Below are 23028 nucleotides of genomic sequence, written 5' to 3'. Positions count from 1 at the left end.
CGGGCACGGTGACGTGCGTGGTCAACGCTTCACCGGCAGGAAGGTCTCCAGGTCCATCGACGGGTGCGGGTACTTCCACTCGACGCCCTCGAACGGGATGTACATCCCCTCCGACATCCCCGCGAGGAAGTAGTTCCCGTTCCACTGGTTCGGGTTCGTCACCGACGAGCCCTCCTCGTAGCGGGCGCCCACCGGCTCGTACTTCACGTCCACGCCGAACATCGCGTAGACGGCGGCGTCCACGAAGTTGAAGTGCTCGATGAGGCCGCGCAGGTGCGTGTCCTGGATCGCGAGGCTGTGCACCCGGTCCCGGACGAAGTACAGCGAGCTGATGTCCTTGACGACCTGGTTGAAGTCGTGCGCCCCGTCGTGGTGGACGATCGCGCGCGCCGAGGTCTCGGGCAGCAGCACCTTCTGGACGTACGTCGGCAGGTCGCCGTAGAACATGCGGACGCGCGGCATCGCGCCCGGGAACGTGCGGCGGATACGCTCGTACGCGAACTGCAGGTAGACCGGGTTGACGTCGACGAGGTCGAGTTCGAAGCCCATCGGCTCGACGCAGCCCGCGAACACGGTGGACGAGCCGCCCATGAACACGCCGACCTCGACGATCCGGGTGGCGTGCCGGTGGTCGCGCTCGATGCGGGTGAACACGTCGAAGTAGTGGTTCGCGCTGCACTGGTCCTCGTACGCGAGGTTCACGCCCGCGACGCGGTCCGCGATGCGGTCGAAGACCGTGTTGTACCCGGCGAACGCCTTGAGGTCGGCGTGGTGGCCGCTCAGGATCGGGATGCCGAGGACCTCGTGCGGGTTCTCGAGGTCGGCGATCGAGGCGTCCGGTTCGAGGAAGGTCCCCCAGGTGTCGTGGTGCACGGCGACCGTCGAGACGTAGTCGGACACTTCGGCGCTCCTCGGCTTCTCTTCCTTCGGCGCGGCGGGCTCGTCCCGCCGCGGGGCCGCCGCGGCGGCGGCCGGGCGGCCGGTTCCGCCGCCCAGGCGGTCGATCTCCTGCTGCTGGGCCGCGATGGTCTCGGCCATGCGGGTCGCCTCTTCGGTCCGCGCCTCCGCCTCGTACTGGAGCTGGAGGACGCGGGTGTAGAGCGCGATCCGGTTGTTCTCCATGGCGGCGAGCAGGTCGGACGACGTGTAGGGCCGCAGCGCCGCGAAGACCTCCGCCGCGCCGGGCGAGCCGGACCGGGCGAGGACGCCGAGCCCGAACACGGCCGGGACGATCTCGAAGCGCCAGTCGCCGCCGCCCTCGACGAGCGCGTCCTCGACCGCGGTGAGGACGCCGTTGCGCTCGCCGCCCGCGTGCGCCGCGACCGTGTAGTCGCCCATGCCGGCGAAGCCCACGGGGGTGACCTCGTCGTGCCAGACGGTCGGGCCGCCGCCGGTGGACGGGTGCGCGTCCTCGGCCGCGAGGGGGGACGGCTGGTAGTACATGTCGCGGCGCCCGCTCGGCCACAGGACGTCGTGCAGGGCCACGACGGCGTCGGGGGCGTTCTTCATGATCCAGGCGAGTTCCTCGCGGACCACGGCGTAGTTGTGGTCGCCGTCGAGGACGTACAGGTCGGCGGCGGGCAGTTCGCCGAGGACGTCCGGGGAGCGGCCCTCCACCAGGTGCAGGCGCGGGTCGGCGGCGAGGACGGCCCGCAGTTCGTCGGTCGGGTTCGGCTCGACGCAGTGGACGGTCGCGCCCAGGTCCGCGTACACGGCGCTGGTCCGGCCGGACTCGACGCCGACCTCGACGACCGTGCCGATCTCGCGGCACCGGGCGATCGCCTCGAACAGGCTCCGGAAGATCGACATGGAGTGGAGCAGGAGCGGCTGCTCGCGGGCGAGGCGCGCCTGCCGGTGCGGCTCGTCGCGGGTGCCGGCGAACCCGGTCGCGACGATCCCGGACGGCTCGTCCGGCGCGGCCGCCTTCTTGCGGGCGGCCTTCCTGGACGCCGTCCGCTTCGGCTTCGCGGCGGCGCTGCGGACGACCGGCTCGGTGTCCGGTTCGTCCCCCGGCCGCACGAGTTCCGCGGTCTCCGCCGCCTCGGCCTCGACCACGGGCTCGACGGCTTCCGCGGGCTCCTCCGCCTCCGCCGCTACGGGCTCCACGGGGGCCTCCGGAACCGCGGGCTCCGCCGGCTCCACCGGGTCCTCCGGGGGCGTGCTCAGGGCGTCCTCCGGGATCGGCTCCCGGGAGGCGGGGTCGTTCGTGCCGGGTCCGGCACCGGGGTCACTTCGCGTCACCGAACTTCCTCCTGGCCACTCGCCCGGCGCCGGCGGCAACGCCCTTCACGCCGAGCGTCCGGTACTCCTCGCGGAGCCTGTCGGTGAGCCGCGCCGCCCGGGCGGCTCTGGTCGCGTGCTTGTCGAGCGGCATGCGGGGGGCCATGCCGGTCATGGACTGCGGGAGCATCGCGAACGCGACGGTGATCTGCGCGGACGACACCACCGGTGCGCCCGCGCGGCGGGCGATCGGCAGCCACACGGCCGCGTAGGGGGTGTCGAACTCCATCAGGTTGCCGCCGAGGTAGCGGCAGTCGGCGTAGTGCAGGCCGACGAAGTCCTCGGGGCTGTCCCAGCGCAGGACCTGCTCGCGGCGCCGCCCGCCGGCGATGACCTTGGCCTCGATCCAGTCGACGCGGACGATCGCGGGGCGGCCCGGGATCGCGATGGAGATGTCGACGGTGTCGTGGTGCTCGAAGGCGAGGCGGGCGAAGGACAGGCCGTTGTGGTTGATGCGGACGCGGCGGCGGATCTCCTCGTGCCAGCGGTCGTCGGACGTCCGGTACCGCAGCCGGGTCTCGTACTTCTCCCCCGCCGGGTCGAACGCCTCGGCGTCGAGGGCGCCGTCGGCGATGGCGCGGGCCATGGCGCCGAGGCCGGTGTCGGACGCGGCGATCAGCGCGGGCCAGAACGAGTCCCGCATGTGCAGGTCGTCGAGGTCGCCGGGGGCGAGGTAGGGGACGGCGGGCTTGAGGTCGGCGGGCAGCAGGGTGGTGACCTGCGAGGAGCCGAAGTTGTCCTCGTGGACCCAGTTGCCGAACACGGCGGCCTCGTCCGCGGTCGGGGACTCCAGCGCCGACACCAGGATGCGGGAGAGCCGGTCGCGGGCCGCCTCCGGGTGCGCGAGGCTCGGCCAGTCGCCGTCCGCGCCGGCGACCTGCCGGTTCCACATGCGCTGGAAGGCGAGGACGCCCTCCTGGACGGTGCGGCGCTCGGCGTTCTGCGACGGGGAGTCGGCGGTCTCGCCGAGCACCGGGGCCGCGTCCTCGGTGAAGCCGATGAGGGAGCCGCAGAGCGCGTTGACGCACTGCTCGACGATCTCGGGGCTGCGGGTGACGGTCGCCGACACCTTCGCGGGGTGCCCGGCCTGCGCGAGGTAGCCCTCGGCGCGCAGGCCCTCGACGTAGAGGCGTTCGGCGCGGGTGTTGGTGGCGAGGTAGAGGCCGGACGGGACGACGTCGAGGCCCGCGATCCGCAGCGCCTTCGCGAGCTGCCGCTGGATGGTGCCGCCCCAGCCGAGGTCGACGAGGGTGAGTTCGGGCTCGTCGAGGGCGCCGGTCGCGCGCAGCGCGCGGATCATCCGCTCGCGGGCGGCGGTGACGGTCACCGCGAGCCGGTTGCACAGGTGGGGGGTCTCGGTGAGGGCGCGGGCGACGCGGTCGGCGATGTCGCCGTTGTCGATGACGGTGTTCAGCTCGGTGGCGAGGCCCGGGACGTCCCCGGCCTGCAGTTCGAGGACGGAGAGGGCCTGCCGGACGGTCAGCTGGTAGCCGCTGCGGATGAAGTGGTGGACGGCGTCGGTGTCGAACGGGTCGAGGCCCGCGATGGAGGTGACGAACCGGGACAGCCAGACGGGGCGGGCCTCGACGTCCCAGCCGCGCGCGGTGGCGGCCTCGTTGATGAGCTCGGACAGCAGCTCGCCCTCGCGCATGGAGCAGTAGAGCCGGCGGGTGCCGGTCTCGTGCGCGCGCGCCGCGCACCATTCGGCGAACCCGGTCAGGACCGGGCCGAGGACGGCGGCGCCGTAGCGCCACGCGACGTCCAGGGCGGAGGTGCCGTGCGGGCCGCCGGAGGCGATGGCCTTGGCGCGCAGGCTGGTGAGGCCGAAGTCGCCGTGCCGCTCGTCGAGGTCGGGGGCATGGTCGCCGAACGGTTCGACGGGCTCGCGCTCGCGTTCGAGGACGCCGCGGAAGGCGTCGTCCAGCCGCCGGTAGTGGACGGTGCGGATGCCGAGTTCGGCGGGGACCTCGTCGTCGGCGACCTCGTGGTCGCCGATGTGCACGATCTGCTCGGGGCTCGCGCCGAGGTCGCGGAGCACGATGTCCCACAACCCGGACGCCTTGGCGGAGCCGTGCTGGTTCGACCGAAAGATCCGCACGTTCTCCATCGACCCGAGTTCGGGACGGTCGAGGAGGTGGTGCAGGTGGTCCTCGGTGAAGTACGTGTCGGACACCAGGATGACCGTGATGTCCTGCTTGCGGGCGGCCTTGACGAGCGCGGCGATGTCGAGGTCGACGACCGTCAGCTCGCGTTCGAGGTCCAGTTCGGCGCGGACGAGCCGTTCGATCGGCGTGCCGCCGAACGGGCTCTCGGGCATGGCCCGCCAGATGTCGAACAGCGACACCTCGGTGCCGAGGGAGTCGCGGCCGCGGCGCGCCTGCTCCTCGGCGAGGATCCGCATCCGCCGCAGCGTCGCGTCGGTCACCCAGGGCGGGCACAGCCCGGCCTCGCGGAGGCGGGCGCCGAGCAGCGCGAACGCGTCCGCCGGGCGCGGGACGCGGCGCCACAGGACGGTGTCGAAGATGTCCAGGGACAGGACGGTGCACGCGCGGTCGGCGATGATCCGGTGAACGTTGTCGAGCAGCGGACAACCGATTTCCTGTCTGGTCAACACCGCACCTCTTCTCTGGACTCGGGGCAGGTCACCGCGGGCGCCGGCCGCGGACCGGGGTCACCTTATCTGAGCAGTTGCCGGTATCCGTCTGCTACATCCCGTGGTCACCATTGGATTCCGTTTCCCGGTCAGGACGGCGCGACCGCCTGGGCGGCGCGCTTGGCGGCGCGGGCCTCCCGGACGAGGCGCCCCGCCTGCTCGGTCGGCCCGTCGAACAGGACGCGCCCGTGCTCCATCGTGACGCCGCGGTCGCACAGTCCGGTGAGCATCTTGATGTCGTGCGCGACGATCACCATCGTGCGTCCCTCGCCGCGCAGCTCGCGGATGCGCTCGAGGCACTTCTGCCGGAACGGCGGGTCGCCGACGGCGAGGACCTCGTCGATGAGGAACACGTCGGGTTCGGTGTGCGCGGCGATCGAGAACGCGAGCCGCATGAACATGCCCGACGAATAGAACTTCACCTGGTCGTCGAGGAAGCGCTCGACGCCGGAGAAGTCGACGATCTGGTCGAACTTGCGCCGGATCTCGGCCTGCGGCATGCCGAGGATGGCGCCGTTGAGGTAGACGTTCTCGCGGCCGGTCAGCTCGGGGTGCAGGCCGGCGCCGACGTCGATGAGCCCGGCGATGCGGCCGCGGACGAGGACCTCGCCGGAGTCCGGGCTCAGCACCCCGGAGATCATCTTGAGCAGGGTGCTCTTCCCGGACCCGTTGAGCCCCATCAGCGCGACCGTCTCGCCCTGCGCGAACGTGAGGCTGACGTCGTCCAGCGCCTTGAACCGGTTCGCGAGCGGCTGCCGGCGCAGCGCCCGGACGCTCATCTCCTTGATCGACCGGGCGTGCCGCAGCGTGAAGTGCTTGGTCACGGAGTCGACGACGATGGAAGCGGGCACTTCTACAGCTCCTGGGCGAAACGCGTCTGCGCGCGGGCGAACACCGCGCGTCCGATGAGGAACACCAGCAGGCTGAGCGCGAGGGAGATCCCGGCGTGCAGGTAGAGGTCGGGCGGCAGCGCGAAGTCACCGCGCGTTCCGGGCAGCCAGAACGCCTTCTGGAACAGGGACACGGCGCTGACCAGCGGGTTCGCGAGGTAGACGTCGAGCACCCAGGCGGGCGCGTGGGTCTGCACGTGCGTCCACGGGTAGATCATCGGGACCGACCAGGTGATCACGAGCATCGAGATGTCCACGACCTGCTCGAGGTCGCGGAAGAACACGTTGACGGCCGCGCACAGCAGCCCGAGGCCGAGCCCGAGCGTCAGGATGATCGAGAATCCGAGGACGGCGGCGGCGAGGCCGCCCGGCGTCGGCCGCCATCCCGCGGCGATCGCGCCGCACAGCAGGATGAGCATGCCGGGCACGAAGTGCACGAGCGAGACGAGCACCGACGCCGACGGGAACAGCTCGCGGGGCAGGAACACCTTGCGGATCAGCGCCGCGTTGCCGGTGACCGAGCGGGTCGTCGAGTGGATCGTCTCGGTGAACAGGTGGATGAGGACCATCCCCGAGAACAGGTAGATCGGGAAGTCCTCGATCGCGCGGTCCATGCCGAGGAACACGCCGACGACGAAGAAGTACACGGAGAAGTGCACGCCCGGACGGACGTACGACCAGCCGAGCCCGAGCAGCGACCCCTTGTAGCGCGCGCGCAGCTCGCGCCGGACGAGGAGCCGGAGCAGGTACTTGTGCCGGAGGGTCTGCCGCAGCCCGCCGTCCCCGCCCGGCGGCCGCAGCCCCGGGTCGCGCGGGACGGGCGCCGCGCGGTGCCGCCCGTGCGCGCGGTCGCCGCCCGGGCCGTCCGCACCGGCAGGGTGCGCGACCGGGGCGCCGGGCCGCGCCGGGTGGTTCGCGGTGGGGCGGGCCGTCATCGGCGCCCGGTCCCCGGCCCGTCCGCGCCGCCGGACGGCTCGGACGCCTCGAACGTGCGGCGCCACGCGTCCGGTGACGCCAGTTCGTCCATCGCGGACCGGTAGCGGGCGCTCAGCTGCGGCCACTCGCGGCTGAGCCGGGCGTGCAGCAGCGACGTGCGCTTGAGGATCCGCTTGAACCGCTCGGGGTCGCGCTGGTACCAGGCGACCTTCGTGCCGTCGGCGGACGACACGAGCGCGCTGTCGAACTTCGACAGCAGCCCCCAGTGCCGGTCGATGTGCGGGATCACGGTCTGCGGGTTGCCGTGCGCGGCCGGGTCGACGGGCCGGAGCTGCTTGACGGCGCCGAGCATCGCGGTCGCGAGCACGTTCGCCCGCCCGGCGGGCGGCTTGGGCGTGCGCCCGCGCTTCGGCGGGCGGGCGTTGCGGATCTGCGGGAACTCCTCGTGGCTCGGCCGGTTCTGCGCGTCGGGGAACGCGGCGCGGAACGCGTTGACGTCGGCGAGCTTGGTGCGGATCCCGGCGTGCATGTGCTCGGGGCCGGTCAGCACGTCCTCGATCGCGGAGAGCATCAGCTCGGCGGTGGAGTACTGCATGGCGAGGGCGTGCTTCACCGAGATGATGTAGCTCTCCTTCACCAGGTTGCCGCCCCGCTCGTACGGGGAGTGCAGCAGCGCGGTGACGATCCGGTTCCGCTCGTGGAAGTACGCCTGCCAGTCGATGGAGTCGTCCTTGTCCTGCCAGGGGACGTGCCAGGCGGCCATCCCGGGCAGCGACACGGTCGGGAACCCGGCCGCGCCGGCGCGGACGCAGTACTCGGCGTCGTCCCACTTGATGAACATCGGCATCGACAGGCCGACCTTGCGGACGACGTCGGTGGGGATGAGGCACATCCACCAGCCGTTGTAGTCGACGTCGACGCGGCGGTGCAGCCACGGCGTCTTCAGCAGCCCGCCGGAGCTGGTCTTCGGCTTGGCGTCCGGGTCGAGGGCCGGCGCGGGCGGCAGCGCGAAGTCGTGCTCGCGGCGCGTGTGCTCGGCCTCCTCCCACCACCACCGGTACTTCGCGATGACCTCGCCGTACGCGTGCAGCTGGGACCGGACGAACAGGTTGAACATGTGCCCGCCGACGATCGTCGGGGTGCGGGCGAAGTCGCCGAACGCGACGGCGCGCAGGATGCCCTCGGTCTCGGTGACGACGTCGTCGTCGAGGAGCAGCACGTAGTCGCTGGTGCCGGACCGGAGCGTCTCGTCCATCGCGCGGGAGAACCCGCCGGATCCGCCGAGGTTCGGCTGCTCGATGAGCCGCAGCCGGGACCCGAGGCCGGCGGCGGCGTCCGCGTACCGCTCGTCGTCGCGGACCTTCTGGTTCCCCTGGTCGACGACGAAGACCTCGTCGACGACGTCGAGGACCTCGGGGGCGGCGCCGAGCGCGACGAGCTGGTCGACGCAGAACTTCGGCCGGTTGAAGGTGGTGATGCCGAGGCTGACGCGGCCCTGCCGGACGTCCCCGGGTTCGGCGCACCAGTCGGCGCGTTCGAGGACGGCGTCGCGCTCGCCCGCGAGGATGTCCATCCAGTACCAGCCGCCGTCGATGAACGGGCTCAGCGTCAGCCGGAACGCTTCCTCGTGGGCGTCGTCGCTGTCGACCCGGACGGACGCGACGCGCGACACGTGCCCCTTCGCGCTCGACCGGTAGACGATGACGGTGGCCTGCCCGCGCACGCGGACCCGCAGGAACACCTCGTCCACCGACGTCCAGCGGCGCCAGTAGCTCGCGGGGAACGCGTTGAAGTACGTCGCGAACGACACGCGCCGCCCGACCGGGACGACGACGCTGCGGCGCCCGACGCCGCCGCCCGCGCCGCCGGCCTCGCCGGCCTCGGCCGCGGCCTCCGCGGCGAACGCCTCGGCGCCGCGCCCGATCTCCCCTTCGACGTACAGCTTCAGGACGTCCAGGTCGCGGTCCACCGGCAGCACGACGCGCTGCAGGACCCTCAGGTCGTCGCGGGCTCCCATGTCGCTCATTCGTCTGCACCTCCACTGATGAGACGCGAACCCTCGGCGAAATGGGGACGCAGTCGGTTGTCGACCATGCTGAGCGCGCTCGCGATGGCCATGTGCATGTCCAGGTACTGGTACGTGCCGAGCCGCCCGCCGAACAGGACGCCCTCCTCGGCGGCGGCGAGCTTGCGGTAGGCGCGGAGCTTCTCGCGGTCTCCGGGGGTGTTGATGGGGTAGTACGGCTCGTCGCCGCGCCCGGCGAACCGCGAGTACTCCCGCATGATGACCGTCCGGTCGGACGGGTAGCGGTCGCGGCGCTCGGGGTGGAAGTGGCGGAACTCGTGGATGCGCGTGTACGGGACGTCCTGGTCGGCGTAGTTCATGACCGGGGTGCCCTGGAAGTCGCCGGTGTCCGCGATCTCCATCTCGAAGTCGAGGGTGCGCCAGCCGAGCTCGCCCTCGGCGTGCCCGAAGTAGGCGTCGAGGGGGCCCGTGTAGACGACGGGGACGTTGCCGACGGCGTCGTCGCGCAGGTCGGCGAAGTCGGTGTTCAGCCGCACCTCGATGTTCGGGTGGTCGGCCATCCGCTCCAGCCAGGCCGTGTAGCCGTCGACCGGGAGGCCCTCGTAGGTGTCGTTGAAGTACCGGTTGTCGAACGTGTACCGGACGGGCAGCCGGGTGATGATCTCGGGCGGGAGGTCGCGCGGGTCGGTCTGCCACTGCTTGGCCGTGTAGCCGCGGATGAACGCCTCGTACAGCGGGCGCCCGATCAGCGAGACGGCCTTCTCCTCCAGGTTCGCCGGGTCGGTGACCTCGGCGGCCTGCTCGGCGATCAGCGCGCGCGCCTCGTCCGGGGTGAACGCCCGGCCGAAGAACTCGCAGACGGTGCCGAGGTTGATCGGCATCGGGTAGATGCGGTCGCGGTACCGGGAGTACACGTGGTGCCGGTAGCCGGTGAAGGCGGTGAAGCGGTTGACGTACTCCCAGACCCGCTCGTTGGAGGTGTGGAAGAGGTGGGCGCCGTAGCGGTGGATCTCGATGCCGGTCTCCGGCTCGTCCTCGCTGTAGGCATTCCCTCCGATGTGGTCGCGCCGGTCCAGGACCAGCACGCGCAGGCCCAGGTCGGCCGCGCAGCGTTCGGCGACGGTCAGCCCGAACAGCCCGCTGCCGGCCACCACGAGATCAACGTTCATACAGGGGGGCGTCCATCCGGCGGGGGGTGTTTGCAGAACCCGGTGTGCGGGACCCGCTGCACGTGGGTCGCCAGCCGGTCCGTTGCCACAGATTGGGGCTAAGATACCCGGGGTTCGATCGATACCGGTGCAGGAATCAAGGAACGCGGTGATCTCGTCCCATTCCGGACGCGCCGAGCGGGGCACCCGCCCGGCGGTCTTCCTGCATGTCGGGGCGGCCAAGAGCGGCACGACGTACCTGCAGCAGATCCTCTGGCACAACCGGCACCGGCTGCGCGAGCACGGCGTCCTGTATCCGGGCGCCGACCAGGCCGCGCACGTCCGCGCCGCGTTCGACCTGCGGCACACGTTCTTCTCCGGGGCTTCCGACCCGTCCGTCCCGGGTTCGTGGCGGCGGCTCGTGGACGAGTGCCGCGAGTGGGGCCGCGACGCGATCATCTCGCAGGAGCTGTTCGCGCCCGCCCGCATGAAGTACGTGCGGCGCGCGCTGACCGATCTCGGCTTCGCCGACGTCCACGTGGTGTTCACCGTCCGGGACCTCGCCCGGCAGATCCCGGCGCACTGGCAGGAGGACGTCAAGAACCGGTTCGACACCTCGTTCTCGGAGTTCGTCGCGACGCTCAAGCAGCCCGACCGCAAGGCGTTCGAGATGTCGCGGCTGTTCTGGGGGCTGCAGGACCCGGTGGACGTCCTGCGCCGGTGGGGCGGGACGCTGCCGCGCGAGCGGGTCCACGTGGTGACGCTGCCGCGCCCGGGGGCGCCCCGCGACCTGCTGTGGCGGCGGTTCTGCGAGGCGGTCCGCCTCGACCCGGACGCCTACGACCTCGCGGCCCCGTTCGACAACCCGTCGCTCGGGCTCGCCGAGACCCAGTGGCTGCTGCGGCTCAACCGGGCCCTCGACCGCGAGCGGGTGGGGTGGCACGTCCACAACGCGGAAGTGAAGCTCAACCTGGCGCAGGGGGTGCTGGCGGCGCGGCCGTCGCCGGCGAAGACCGTCCTGCCCGCCGAGCACCTCCCGTGGGCGACGGAGCTGGCCGTGGAGACCGTCGAGCGGCTGCGCGCCGCCCGCTACGACGTCGTCGGCGACCTGTACGAGCTGATCCCGATGGTGGGGCCCGGCACCGCGAAGTGGCTGCCGCCCGCGCCCGACCCGGACGCACCGGTCTGGTCCGACGTCGCGGACGTCGGCCTGGACGCGGTCGCCACGCTGCTGGCCCGGCTCCGCGACGCCGAGGACCGCGCCGCGCGGGTCGCCGGGCCGGACGTGCCCGCCGCCGAGCGGCTCGCGGAGATGGGCGCGGACGCCGCGCTGCTGCGGGAGGTGACGGACGTGCTGGCCGAGGAGTCCGTGCCGCGGACGGTCCGCGCGATGCGGGAGGTCGGGGACCGCTACCCGGCCGTCCGGGGGCAGCTGCGCGGCGCCTACCGGCTGCTGCAGGACATCGCCGCCCGCGCCGACCCCGACCCGAACACGCACCGCTGACCCCGGGCACGCACGAGCCCCCACCGACACGACCGACCACCGACACGAGCACCAGACGAGCACCAGACGAGCACCGACCGACCGACACGAGCACGAGGTGAACCGGCAGATGGCAGAGAGCGGGGACGGGCGCAAGGCCGTCTACCTGCACGTCGGCGCGCCGACCGCGGGGGCGGCGTTCCTGCACCGGGCGCTGTGGGCGAACCGGCGGCGGCTCGCCGACGCCGGCGTCGGGCACCCGGTCACCGGGCCGAACGAGCACTTCGGCGCCGTCATGGACCTGCGGGAGATGAGCTGGGGCGGGCACCGCGACCCGGCGTGGGACGGCGCGTGGGACCGGATGGCGAAGCGGGCCCGCGACTGGGACGGCCCCACGGTCGTGTTCTCGCACGGGCTGCTGGGCGGCGCGACCGCGGCGCAGGCGCGGCACGCGGTGGCGACGCTGGCGCCCGCCGACGTGCACGTGGTGTTCGCGACCCGCGACCTCGGCTGGCAGCTCATCTACGACTGGCAGGAGCAGATCCGCCACAACCACGCCATCACGTTCGAGCGGTTCGTGGACGACCTGGTCGAGTTCGGCATCGACGCGCCCGAACCGTTCGGGCCGATGTTCTGGGGCCTGCACGACCCGGTGCGGGTGCTGAAGACCTGGGAGTCGGCGGTGCCGAAGGAGCGCGTGCACGTCCTCACGCTGCCCGCGCCCGGCTCCGGCCCGGACGTCCTGTGGGACCGGTTCTGCGCCCTCACCGGCATCGACCCGGCGGGCTGCGACGTCGGGGGCCTCGCGGACGAGGAACCGCTGTCGGCGGTCGAGGCGGAGCTGCTGCGGCGGCTGAACGGGCGGCTCGGCACCGCGCTGGGCGGCGACTACGAGCGCATCGTCCGCGACCACCTGATCGGGAGCGGCCTCGCCGCCGGGACCGCCGCCGCCGACCGCGCGCCCATGGGCCTGCCGCCCCGGCACGCGGACTGGGCCGCCGACCGCACCCGCGCCATCGCCGCTGAGCTGCGCGAGGCCGGGTACGGGGTGGTCGGCGACCTGGAGGAGCTGACGACGTCGCGGACGCCGACCGGGGGGATGCTGCCCGGCGACGTCCCGGACGAGCTGATCGCCGCGGCGTCCATCGGGGTGTCGGCGCACCTGCTGGAGCGGCTCAACGCGGTGCACGACCGGATCGGGATCGCGCACCTGCACGGGCAGCTCGCGGACGTCCGGGAGAACCTCGACCGGCTGCTGCAGGCGGCCGCGGCGCCGTCCCCGGCGCTGCAGCGCGCCGCCCGCCGCGCCGCCGGGCGGCCCGCCGGCGGGCGCGGATGACCGGCCCGGCGGCCCGCGGAACGCCCCGGGCGCCCGGGGCGACGGTCGCCGCGATCGTCGTCACCTACCGGCGGCGGGACCTGCTGGCGGAGTCCCTCACGGCCCTGGCCGCGCAGGAGCGGCCGCCCGACCGCGTCATCGTCGTCGACAACGCGTCCGACGACGGGACGGCGGCGATGGTGCGGGAGCGGTTCCCGGACGCCGACCTGCTGGTGCTGCCGCGCAACACCGGCGGCGCGGGCGGGTTCGCCGCCGGGATGGCGCGCGCGCTCGCCGGGGACCCGGACCTGCTGTGGCTGCTGGACGACGACACCGTCCCGGAGCCCGGAGCCCTGCGCGCCCTGCTCGCCGCCCGGGACCGGACGGCCGGGCCCGGCGTGCCCGCGACGCTGCTGGCCAGCCGGGTGGTGTGGACGGACGGCCGCGACCACCCGATGAACACGCCGCGGCCGAAGCCGCGCGCGTCCGCGGCGGAGCGGGCGGCGGCGCGCGCGGCGGGATGCGTCCCGATCCGGTCGGCGTCGTTCGTGTCGGTGCTGGTGGACGCCGCGGCCGTCCGCGCGCGGGGCCTGCCGGTCGCCGACTACTTCCTGTGGAACGACGACTTCGAGTTCACGACGCGGCTGCTGCGGGGGCGCCGCGGGCTGCTGTGCCCGGACAGCGTCGTCGTCCACAAGACCAGAACGTTCGGGGGTGCGGACGCCGATCCCGGCGACCGCTTCTACTACGAGGTCCGCAACAAGATCTGGCTGTTCACCGGCAGCCGCGGGCTGGCGCCGCCGGAACGCGTCCTGTACGCGGGTTCCACGGTGCGGCGCTGGTCGCGCACGTTCGCCGGCTCCTCGGACCGCGCGGTACTGCGCCGCGCGCTCGTCCGGGGGGCGCGGGCGGGCGTGTTCGGTCGCCCGCGGCCGACCGCCGACCTGCTGCGCGAGATCGGAGTCGAGGTCCCCTCCCATGACGGCGACGCCCCATGACGTTCCCGAGGCCGACGGTTCGCTGACCGCCCCCGCCCGCGCCCGCGCCCGCGCGGCGGGACCGGGCGGGCGCGCGGCGCGGTTCGCGCGCGGCCCGCTGCTGCCGCTGCTCCCGGCCGCGCTGACGCTCGCGGTCTCCCTGATCGGCATCCGCCGCCCGTCGCTGTGGCTCGACGAGGCCGCGACCATCAGCATGGCGTCCCGGTCGTACGGCGACATGGCCGCCGTCTTCGACCACCTCGACCTCGTCCACGCCCTCTACTACATGATCATGCGGCCGTGGGTGCTGGCGTTCGGGACGGGCGAGCTGGCGCTGCGGCTGCCGAGCGCCCTCGCGGCGGCGGCGGCCGCCGCGGGCGTCGCCGTCCTCGCGCGGCGGCTGCACGGGACGTCCGCGGCCCTGCTCGGCGGGCTGGCGTTCGCCGTCGCCGTGCAGACGTCCCGGTGGGCGCAGGAGGCCCGCTCCTACGCGATGGTGGCGGCGGTCGCCGTGCTCGCGACGTACCTGCTCGTCCGGGGCGTCGAGCCGGGCGCGCGGCGGCGGTGGCCGTGGTTCGCGGGCTACGCCCCGGCGGTCATGGCGCTGGGGTTCCTGCACCTGCACGGCGTCCTGCTGCTGGCGGCGCACGGCGCGACGCTCCTCGCGCTGCGGGCCGCGCCCGGCCTCTGGGCCCGGTGGCTGGCCGCGACCGCGGTCGCCGCCGCGCCGCTCGTCCCGTTCGCGCTCGCCGCGCGGCACCAGACACGGCAGGTGGAGTGGCTGCCCGAGCCGTCGTGGGACGTCGTGTGGACGCAGGTGCAGTTCGTGTGCGGGTCCCGGCCCCTCGTCGTGCCCGTGCTGGCGGTCGCGGCGGTCGGCGCGGTCGCGGGGCTGCGCGCGCGGACGAGCCCGCGCGGGGTGCCGCTCACCGCCGTCGCCGTCCCGTGGCTGGTCCTGCCGACCGTCCTGCTCCTGGTCGTGTCGATGGTCGGCGACCCGATGTTCTACTACCGCTACACCGTCTACACCCTGCCCGCGCTGGGGCTGCTCGCCGGCGCGGGGCTCGCGCGGCTGCTCGCCGCCGCGCCCCGCCGCGCCGACCGCGCCGCGGTGCTCGCGGTGGCCGCCGCGGCGCTCGTCGGCCCCTCCATGCAGGCGCACGACATGATCCGCCGCGAGGAGAGCCGCCCGGAGAACATGCGCAAGGCGGCGGAGGCCGTCGCGGCCGAGGCCCGCCCCGGGGACGCCGTCGTCTACCTCGCGGGCGTCGTGCGGTGGAACGCCGCCGCCTACCCGGACGTCTTCGGCCGCCTCGACGACGTGGGCATGCGGGTCGACCCGGTGTCCGCCGCGAACCTCAAGGGCCGCGACGTCCGCCCGCGCGACCTGGGGCCGAAGCTCGCGAAGTACGACCGGGTGTGGGTGATGAACCACCGCTCCCTCGACCCGCACGTCCCGATCGTCGACGCCCGGGAACAGGCCGTCCAGGCCGCCGGGCCGTGGCGCCCGGTCCGCACCTGGACCTTCCGGGGCGGGTGGCTCGTCCTGTTCGAGCGCACCGGCCGCTGACCGCGGCGCCCTACCGGATCTCCAGGTAGTCGAGCTGCCCCTTGCCCGCGGGGCGCCCGGGGCCGGAGAGGCGGCGCAGCGCGAGCGTGTTCCAGCCGCCACCGAGCCGCATCTGCGCGGTGGCGGACGTCCAGTCGGCGCCCTCGGTCGCGTCGAGCCGCACCGACCCCGCCGGCGTCCCGTTCACCGCGAACTGCAGGTCGGACTCGTCGCCGGACCGGTTCGCGTACTGCAGCCGCAGCGTGTACTGCCCGGCGACGGGCGCGAACACCCGGACGTCCACGGCGCAGTCGTCGCGCGCGAACGGGCCCGCCGCCTTGCCGCCGGACGCGTTCGGGCGCGGCAGCGCCGACACGCAGCCGTTCAGCCGCCCCGCCTCGGCCTCGTACCGGGTCGTCACGCCCCGCACCGCGGGCCGCGCCCCGTCCCAGCCGAGCGGCGCAACGTACATGGGGCGCGTCACCTTCGACCCGCCGTGGTAGTCGGTGATGCCGTGGAACAGCAGGTAGTCGCCGGTGCCGTCGCTGAGGACGTCCGCGCTGCCGGGGCCCTCGATCTTCCCGCCGTACAGGTCCGTCGTCTGGATCGGCGCGGGCCCCTTCTCGTACGGGCCCCAGACCGACGACGCCACCGCGTACCGGGTCTGGTAGTTCGACTTGAAGTACCAGCCCGCCGAGTAGAACAGCACGTACTTGCCGCCGCGCTTCACGAGGTCGGGGGCCTCCACCAGGACGGGCTCGTCGCCGCTCCGGCCGAAGATGCGGGTCGCGGGCGCGGCCAGCTGGAGGCCGTCGGACGTCAGCTGCACGAGGTAGATCGCGGCGGTGGCGCGGGCGTCGCTCTTGTACAGCAGGAAGCGGGTCCCGTCGTCCTCGATGAACGACGCCGCGTCGATGGCGCCGCCGAGGTCGGCGGGGCAGACCAGCGGGTCGCCGTCGCGCGGGACGAACGGCCCGGCGGGCGACGTCGCGGTCGCGATGCCGATGCACTGGACGTCCGCGTCCCTGCGGCGGGCCGTGAAGTACAGCAGGTACGGGTCGCCCTGCCGCTGCGGCGGCACCACCTCCGGCGCCCACGTCCAGCCCGACTCGGCCCAGGCCGGCAGGCGGGCGAGGCCGTCGCCGGGCGAGCGGGTCCACGGCCCGGCGGGCGCGGGCGCGGTCGCGACCGGCATCATCGCGTCGCCGCCGTTGGTCCCGTACGCGAAGTAGGTGTCGCCCACCTTGATGGCGGCCGGGTCGGCGAAGGAGTCGTCGAGGACGGGTTCGGTCGGCGAGTACCCGGGCGGCAGGATCGGCGCGGCCGTCCCGGCCGGGCTCGGCGCGGGCGCGCTCGACGACGCCCGCGCGTCCGGCTTACCGCCGTCCGGGCCGCACGACGCCGCCAGGCCCACGACCAGCGCGACCGCGCCGCTGACGGCCGCACCGACGAACAGCGGCGTCAGCGGTCCACGCGCCCGCGGCGCCCCGCCCGTCCTCCACATCACCTCGCATCATGCCAACAACCGGCACACGACGGCGAACCACCACTCGGCACGCGAATCACCCGGTGGCCGATTACGCTTGGCCCCGGCGGCTGAGACCGGGGCGCCGGAACCGACGGCACGAGGAGTGGCCGACTTTGCAAGAGAGAAGCCGGCTCGGGCGCGGTGTGCCCGCCGCCCTGCTCGCGCTCTGCATGCTGGTGCTGAGCGGCTGCTTCGGCTTCCCGCAGAAGGAAGGCGGCCCGGCGCCGAAGAAGCCCGCCGCCGCGAAGCCGAACATCGTGTTCGTCCTGACCGACGACCTCTCCTGGAAGCTCGTCGCGCACATGCCGCAGGTGCAGCGGATGCAGGCCGAGGGCATCACGTTCGACAACTTCCTCGTCGCCGACTCGCTCTGCTGCACGTCCCGCGCGACCTTCTTCACCGGGCAGTACCCGCACAACACGAACGTCCGCACGAACTTCCCGCCGCTCGGCGGCTACGGCGTCTTCCAGCGGGAGGGCGGCGAGCAGAAGTCGTTCGCGAACGGCCTGCAGAAGGCCGGGTACCGGACCGCGATGCTCGGCAAGTACATGAACGGCTACCAGCCGCAGGACCCCGGGACCGGCTCGACGAACGTGCCGCCGGGCTGGAGCGAGTGGTACGTCGCCGGGAACGGCTACCCCGAGTTCGGCTACAACCTGAACGAGAACGGCCGCATCGTCCACTACGGCGAGGAGCCGCAGGACTACATGACGGACGTCCTCTCCTACAAGAGCCTTGACTTCATCAAGCGCTCGCACGCCTCCGGGCAGCCGTTCTTCATGCAGGTCTCGACGTTCGCGCCGCACGGCCCGTTCGTCCCCGCGCCCCGGCACGCGAAGCTGTTCCCGGACCTGAAGGCGCCGCGCACGCCGGCGTTCAACGAGGCCGACGTGAGCGACAAGCCCGCGTGGCTGCGGCTGCACAAGAAGCTCGGGCCGCGCCAGATCGAGCGGATCGACGCCGGGTTCCGCGACCGGGTCCGCATGGTGCAGGCCGTGGACGAGATGCTCGGCAAGATCCGCGCCACGGTGAAGCAGCTCGGCATCGAGAAGGACACGGTGGTGGTGTTCGGGTCGGACAACGGGTTCCACATGGGCGAGCACCGGCTCGCGGGCGGCAAGATGACCCCGTACACCGTGGACGTCCGGGTGCCGTTCGTGTTCGTCGGCCCCGGCATCGGCGGCGGCGGGCGGGTCTCGCACATCGTGCAGAACACCGACATGGCGCCCACGTTCCTCGAACTGGCCGGGGCGCCGGTGCCCGCCGCGACCGACGGGCGCTCGCTCGCCCCGTTCCTGCGCGGCGACGCCCCCGCGGACTGGCGGGACACCGCGCTGGTCGAACACGTCAAGCCGGCGTACTCCGAACTCGATCCCGACCGGCAGGACGCCCTGCCCGGCGCTCCCACGACCTACAATGCGCTTCGGACGACCGACATGCTGTACGTCGAGTACGCGGACGGCGAGCGCGAGTACTACGACCTGACCCGCGACCCCCACCACCTGTCCAACATCGCCGCGACGCTGCCCCCCGAACGACTGCGGACGCTCACCGCGCGCCTCTACGCGCTGACCAGGTGCGCGGGGAGCGCGTGCGGCGCGGCGGGGCGGAGCGGCTAGGGCGGTCCGGCGGGGAGTCCGGCGGGGAGTTCCGTCCCGTATGCGCCGCTATCATCGCCGGTGAGTACGGCCCCCGCGCGTACGGCATGACGGTGCAGACGACGACGCGCATGCAGGCGGCATGCACATGACAGAGGCTGGAGTGCAGGTGTGACCGCAACCGGAACCCCGGACGACGACCACCAGGGCGGGCGGCCCGACGCCGGGCAGCCGGGCGAGGCTCCCCCGCCGCCGCAGTGGCTGAACGACGGCGAGCAGCCGAGCGGGGCCGAGCCGCTGCTGCCCGAGCCCGCATCGCTGCCGCCGTTCGGCACCCCGCTCCCGGAGGAGCCGGAAGAGGACACCAACCGCACGGTGAGCGACCTCGACCTGAGCGGGATGCGCACGCAGATCTTCAAGAAGGACGACGAGTCCGCGTCCGCGTCCGCCGCCGAGCCGCCGCCGCTGCCGCCGTTCCCCGGCGCGGGCGGCGACGCGGGCGACGCCGGGGAGGCGCCCGACCACACGGTCGCCGACACCTCCGCCTGGTCGGACGACTCCGCCGGCGCGTCCGGCGGCGGGGCGTCCGGCGCGGTCGAGGGCGACGCGACGATGATCGTCGGCCCCGAGGTCGTCGACGCCGACAAGACGATGCAGGTGGGCCAGCAGCCGCCCGCGCCGCCGGTGCCGTCCCCGGCGCCGGCGGAGCCGCCCGAGCCGCCGGCGCAGCCGGACTGGCAGGTCCCGGCCGACGCCACCCGCGCCGAGCAGCCCATCGAGCCGGAGACCCAGCAGATCGCCGGCGCGCAGCAGCCCGCCGCTCCCCCGCCGCCCGAAGCGTTCCCGTGGGCCCAGGAGGTTCCGGGCGCGGGCACCGCGCAGCCGCCCGCCCAGCCCCCGGCGCAGCCGCCCGCGCCCGAACCGTTCCCGTGGGCGCAGGAGATCCCGGGCGTCCCGAGCCAGCAGCCGCCCGCGAACGGCGCGGCGCCCCACGGTCCGCCCGCGCCGACCCCGGCGCCGGAGCCGTTCCCGTGGGCGCAGGAGATCCCGGGCGTCCCGAGCCAGCAGCCGCCCGCGCAGCCGCCCTCCCCGCAGCCGTTCCCCTACGCGCAGGAGGTGCCCGGCGCGAACGCCGGGCCCGCCGCGCCGAACGCGCCCGCCCAGCCGGGTCCCGCGGCGCCGCCGCCGCAGATCGACGAGCCGTGGCGCACGACCCCGCAGCAGGGCTCGCCCAAGAAGAAGAAGGGCAAGAAGGGCCTGCTGATCGGCGTCGCCGGGCTCGCCGCCGCCGCGGTCATCGCGGGCGGCGGGTACGCGGTCGTGACGTTCCTCGGCGGCGACGACGGCCCGTCGAACGGCGGTGACGCCAAGCTCGCCGCGGCCGCGTTCCCGGTGCCCGGGTCCGCCCAGACCGACGGACGCGACCAGGAGTTCGGCGGTGCCGCCGCGGTCGGCCAGACGGTCGTCGCGGTCGGCGCGGAGACCGGCGCGGGCGCGACCCGCGGCATCTTCCTGGTGTCGGCCGACGGCGGCCGCACGTTCAAGTCCGCGACCGTCGAGGGCGCGGCGGGCAACGCGACCCCGCAGGCCGTCGGCGGCGGCCAGGCCGGCTGGGTCGCGATCGGCGCGGGCCCGACCGGCGGCGCCGTCTGGACCAGTTCGGACGGCCAGAGCTGGACGCGGCAGCCCGACGCCGTCGGCAACGTCTTCGACGGCGGCAACCGCGTCGACCGGATCGTCGCGACCGGCGGCGGCTACATCGCCATGGGCGCGACGTCCGCGAAGGGCGACTTCAGCGACGCGGAGCCGGCCGTGTGGCTGTCGTCCGACGGGCGCGCCTGGGAAGCCCGCGTCGGCGACCAGATCGGCCTGAACGTCAAGAAGGCGTCGTACTCGCTGGTCGAGATCGCCGCGAGCGGCGACGTCGTCCTGCTCGAGGCGCTCATCAAGCCCGACAACAAGAAGCCCCCGCAGTACCGGAAGGTGTGGAGCTCGCAGGACGGCGGCCGCACCTGGGCGACGTCCGAGGTGCCGGTGCCCAAGGGCAGCCGCGGCCTCATCATCGGCGGCGGCCAGGCCGGGTTCCTGGCCGTCCGCGAGATGAAGGACGGCGACACCATGTTCGGCCAGGCGTTCGTCTCCAAGGACGGGCAGAACTGGACGAAGGCCGGAAAGATCGCCGGGGAGGGCTACCGGTCGACCAGCCGGATCCTCGGCGACGCCAACGGCTACACGGCGCTCGTCGCGCGCGGGAGCGACGTGCTGCTGTCGAGCAGCCCGGACGGCACCACGTGGAAGGCCGCGGGCACCGCGCCCGCCAAGCCGGGCCGCGAGGTCACCGGCGCGGCCGTCGCGAACGGCCAGACGGTCCTCGTGGGCCGCGAGCCCGGCGGCGGCGACATGGACCCGCTGCTGGCCGTGTGGGACGCGAACGGGCAGGCGGTCCCGATCGACCTCGCGAAGATCCCCGGCGTGATCCGGCCCGACCACGCCGTGCAGGCCGTCGCCGGGTCCGACGCGCTGGCCGTGGCCGTCGGCAGCGCGTCCGGCGACGCCGCCGCGTGGACGTCCGCGGACGGCGCGACGTGGAAGCCCGCGCAGGGCCTCGGCGCGGCGTTCACCCGCCCCGGCCCGCAGCGGCTGCTCGAGGTCGCCTCCGGCAAGTCCGGCTGGGTCGCCGTCGGCTACGACCAGACGGCGCCCAAGCGGGCCCTCGTCGTCTCCTCGCAGGACGGCGCCACCTGGCAGGCCGCCGACTCGGCGGCGGCGTTCCGGCCCGACGGCGAGGGCGCGCCGACCACCAGCGGCGTCGCGGCGGGCCCCGCCGGGTACGTCGTCGTCGGCACGCACGGCTTCTCCGCCTCCGCCTGGTCCTCCAGCGACCTGAAGTCGTGGGAGAAGGGCACCGGCGCCGACGCGAACGCGCTGAAGGGCACGTCCGACGCCTTCAAGTGGATGCTGGACGTGGCCGCGCCCGCGTCGGGGTTCGTGGCGGTCGGCGGGCACCGGGACGCGCAGGGCAACCACCCGGCGGTGTGGTCGTCGGCCGACGGCAAGCAGTGGACGCTGAAGTCGCTGCCGGTGCCGAGCGGGGTCAGCGAGGCCCACCTGACGCACGTGGCCGCGAAGGGCGACACGCTCGTCGCCGCGGGGATCGCGGCGACGCAGCAGGGGCTCGTCTGGATCGGCTACACCTCGGCGGACGGCGGCAAGACCTGGAAGGACCTGCCGGTCCCCGGCGACGACCGGAAGATCAGCATGACGGCGCTGACGGCGACGCCGGACGGGTTCGCCGCGGCGGCGCGGAGCACCGCGTCCGGTTCGGCCGACGTGGTGTCGCTGACCTCGAAGGACGGGACGTCCTGGGAGGCGGCGAAGCCCGGCGGGACCGGCCTCGGCGGCGACGGCGACCAGGAGATCACCGGGCTCGCCCCGTTCGGGGAGACGGTGCTCGGCGTGGGGCAGAACGTCGACGCGAACGGCGCGCAGCCGGTCCTGTGGGAGCGGTGAGCGGGTAGGCGCGGCCGCCTTTCGCGTTTCCGCGGCGGTCAGCCCGTCCGGTGGCCGGGCTGCTCGGGCGGCGGGGCGGACAGCGGCCACGCCGCCGGCTCGTCGTCCGGCGCGGGCGGGCGGGCGTGTCGCGGGACGTACGCGCGCTTCTCCGGTGCGCCCGCGTCGACCGGTCCGGCGGGGGCCGCCTCGATGGCGGCCTTGGCGCCGGCCGCCTCGCGTTCGCGGTTGCGGCGGTCGCCGTAGGTGGCGACGACCGCGCGGTAGAACGGCTTGCGGATGGCGGTGGGGACGAGCCGGTAGCCGCCCCGCACCACCACGTTGCGCCAGTACTGGGACGCGCTGATGAACCCCTCGCGGCGCATCTCGCGCTGGAGCCGCAGCTCGGAGCGGAGCAGGTCGCGGCCGCCGCGGCGCTGGTAGGCGCCGTCGCCGACGCGGTAGTAGACGAGCGGTTCGGCGACGTTCACCATCCGGGCGCCCGCCGCGATCATGCGGACGAACAGCCAGTAGTCCTCCATCAGCGGCAGGTCGCCGTAGCCGCCGACGGCCCAGACGGCGCTGCGCCGGTAGACGACCGTGGGGTGGTTGAACGGGTCGTGCAGCCGGGAGTAGCGGGCGATGTCCTCGGGGTCGCTCGGCGGGATGCGGCGGCCCACGACGTCGTCGATGCCGGTGCCGAACTCCAGCAGGCCCGCGCCGACGAGGTCGGCGCCCGACCGGACGAGCGGCACCTGGAGCCGGAAGCGGTGCGGCATGGCGATGTCGTCGGCGTCCATGCGGGCGATGATGTCGTGCCGTGCGGCCTGGAGTCCGGCGTCCAGCGCGGGGCCGAGGCCGCGGTTGTGCTCGAGGGCGACGTAGGTGACCTCGACGGGGCTGCCGGCGACGAGCTCCTTGAGGGCGGCGGCGACGTCCGGCCCGATCGGGCCGTCCTGTACCAGGACGACCTGGTCCGGGCGGAGCGTCTGGTCGTGCACCGCACTCCGGAAGGCGTCCTTGACATACTCGGCCCGGTCACCGCCGTAGACGGTCATGAGCAGAGTGAATGGCTCGGGCTGCATGCGGTCCGTTTCCGGGGTGGGGGGCCGTGACGCTGGGCAGAGCCAGATGCGGGGAGGCGGCTCCGAGG

At 73.9% G+C, this 23028-nt stretch carries 14 protein-coding genes; 6 read left to right on the top strand and 8 right to left on the bottom strand.

All coding sequences use genetic code 11. From position 1 onward, the window contains the following. Nucleotides 1–21: 21 nt before the first annotated feature. The 6 genes from DMH08_RS21125 to glf all read right to left on the bottom strand — a co-directional run bounded on the left by DMH08_RS21125 (nucleotide 22) and on the right by glf (nucleotide 9954). Nucleotides 22–2241: a class I SAM-dependent methyltransferase gene (locus tag DMH08_RS21125; protein ID WP_199747924.1), complete on the bottom strand. Its 2220-nt coding sequence runs from the start codon at nucleotides 2239–2241 to the stop codon at nucleotides 22–24. Next, nucleotides 2228–4891, bottom strand: coding sequence for a hypothetical protein (locus DMH08_RS21120; protein WP_199747923.1), 2664 nt, complete (start codon nucleotides 4889–4891; stop codon nucleotides 2228–2230). The genes DMH08_RS21125 and DMH08_RS21120 overlap by 14 nt, the downstream gene beginning before the upstream one ends. A gap of 131 nt (nucleotides 4892–5022) precedes the next feature. After that, nucleotides 5023–5784 (bottom strand): ABC transporter ATP-binding protein, encoded by a 762-nt coding sequence (locus DMH08_RS21115; RefSeq protein ID WP_026404375.1) that lies wholly within the window; start codon nucleotides 5782–5784, stop codon nucleotides 5023–5025. A gap of 2 nt (nucleotides 5785–5786) precedes the next feature. After that, a complete protein-coding gene (locus tag DMH08_RS21110; protein WP_125617213.1) occupies nucleotides 5787–6758 on the bottom strand; it encodes an ABC transporter permease in 972 nt (323 codons plus the stop codon). Then, nucleotides 6755–8785 (bottom strand): glycosyltransferase, encoded by a 2031-nt coding sequence (locus DMH08_RS21105; RefSeq protein ID WP_026404377.1) that lies wholly within the window; start codon nucleotides 8783–8785, stop codon nucleotides 6755–6757. The genes DMH08_RS21110 and DMH08_RS21105 overlap by 4 nt, the downstream gene beginning before the upstream one ends. Further along, a complete protein-coding gene (gene glf, locus DMH08_RS21100) occupies nucleotides 8782–9954 on the bottom strand; it encodes a UDP-galactopyranose mutase (RefSeq protein ID WP_026404378.1) in 1173 nt (390 codons plus the stop codon). Before glf ends, DMH08_RS21105 begins: the two co-directional genes overlap by 4 nt. A gap of 148 nt (nucleotides 9955–10102) precedes the next feature. Here glf and DMH08_RS21095 point away from each other — a divergent pair, with 148 nt between their 5' ends. The 4 genes from DMH08_RS21095 to DMH08_RS21080 all read left to right on the top strand — a co-directional run bounded on the left by DMH08_RS21095 (nucleotide 10103) and on the right by DMH08_RS21080 (nucleotide 15281). After that, nucleotides 10103–11437 (top strand): hypothetical protein, encoded by a 1335-nt coding sequence (locus DMH08_RS21095; protein WP_051301187.1) that lies wholly within the window; start codon nucleotides 10103–10105, stop codon nucleotides 11435–11437. A 109-nt stretch (nucleotides 11438–11546) separates the two neighbouring features. After that, nucleotides 11547–12755: a hypothetical protein gene (locus DMH08_RS21090; RefSeq protein ID WP_125617211.1), complete on the top strand. Its 1209-nt coding sequence runs from the start codon at nucleotides 11547–11549 to the stop codon at nucleotides 12753–12755. Then, the gene (locus DMH08_RS21085; RefSeq protein ID WP_125617209.1) at nucleotides 12752–13732 is read left to right on the top strand and encodes a glycosyltransferase; all 981 of its coding nucleotides are present in this window, start codon (nucleotides 12752–12754) and stop codon (nucleotides 13730–13732) included. Before DMH08_RS21090 ends, DMH08_RS21085 begins: the two co-directional genes overlap by 4 nt. Beyond that, on the top strand, nucleotides 13713–15281 hold the full coding sequence (locus DMH08_RS21080) for a glycosyltransferase family 39 protein (protein ID WP_125617207.1): 1569 nt from the start codon (nucleotides 13713–13715) through the stop codon (nucleotides 15279–15281). The genes DMH08_RS21085 and DMH08_RS21080 overlap by 20 nt, the downstream gene beginning before the upstream one ends. 10 nt (nucleotides 15282–15291) lie before the next feature. On the opposite strand, the gene DMH08_RS21075 is transcribed toward DMH08_RS21080, so the two are convergent. After that, the gene (locus tag DMH08_RS21075) at nucleotides 15292–16764 is read right to left on the bottom strand and encodes a family 43 glycosylhydrolase (RefSeq protein WP_125617204.1); all 1473 of its coding nucleotides are present in this window, start codon (nucleotides 16762–16764) and stop codon (nucleotides 15292–15294) included. Nucleotides 16765–16901: 137 nt separating this feature from the next. Here DMH08_RS21075 and DMH08_RS21070 point away from each other — a divergent pair, with 137 nt between their 5' ends. Further along, nucleotides 16902–18407, top strand: coding sequence for a sulfatase family protein (locus DMH08_RS21070; protein WP_199747922.1), 1506 nt, complete (start codon nucleotides 16902–16904; stop codon nucleotides 18405–18407). A gap of 150 nt (nucleotides 18408–18557) precedes the next feature. Further along, on the top strand, nucleotides 18558–21896 hold the full coding sequence (locus DMH08_RS21065; RefSeq protein ID WP_125617202.1) for a hypothetical protein: 3339 nt from the start codon (nucleotides 18558–18560) through the stop codon (nucleotides 21894–21896). Between the two features lie 38 nt (nucleotides 21897–21934). Here DMH08_RS21065 and DMH08_RS21060 read toward each other — a convergent pair whose 3' ends face one another. Then, nucleotides 21935–22933 (bottom strand): glycosyltransferase, encoded by a 999-nt coding sequence (locus DMH08_RS21060; RefSeq protein ID WP_233617716.1) that lies wholly within the window; start codon nucleotides 22931–22933, stop codon nucleotides 21935–21937. Nucleotides 22934–23028: the final 95 nt, after the last annotated feature.

The organism is Actinomadura sp. WAC 06369 (assembly GCF_003947565.1).
GTDB lineage: Bacteria > Actinomycetota > Actinomycetes > Streptosporangiales > Streptosporangiaceae > Spirillospora > Spirillospora rifamycini.
This window is presented reverse-complemented; position numbering and strand designations above follow the sequence as displayed.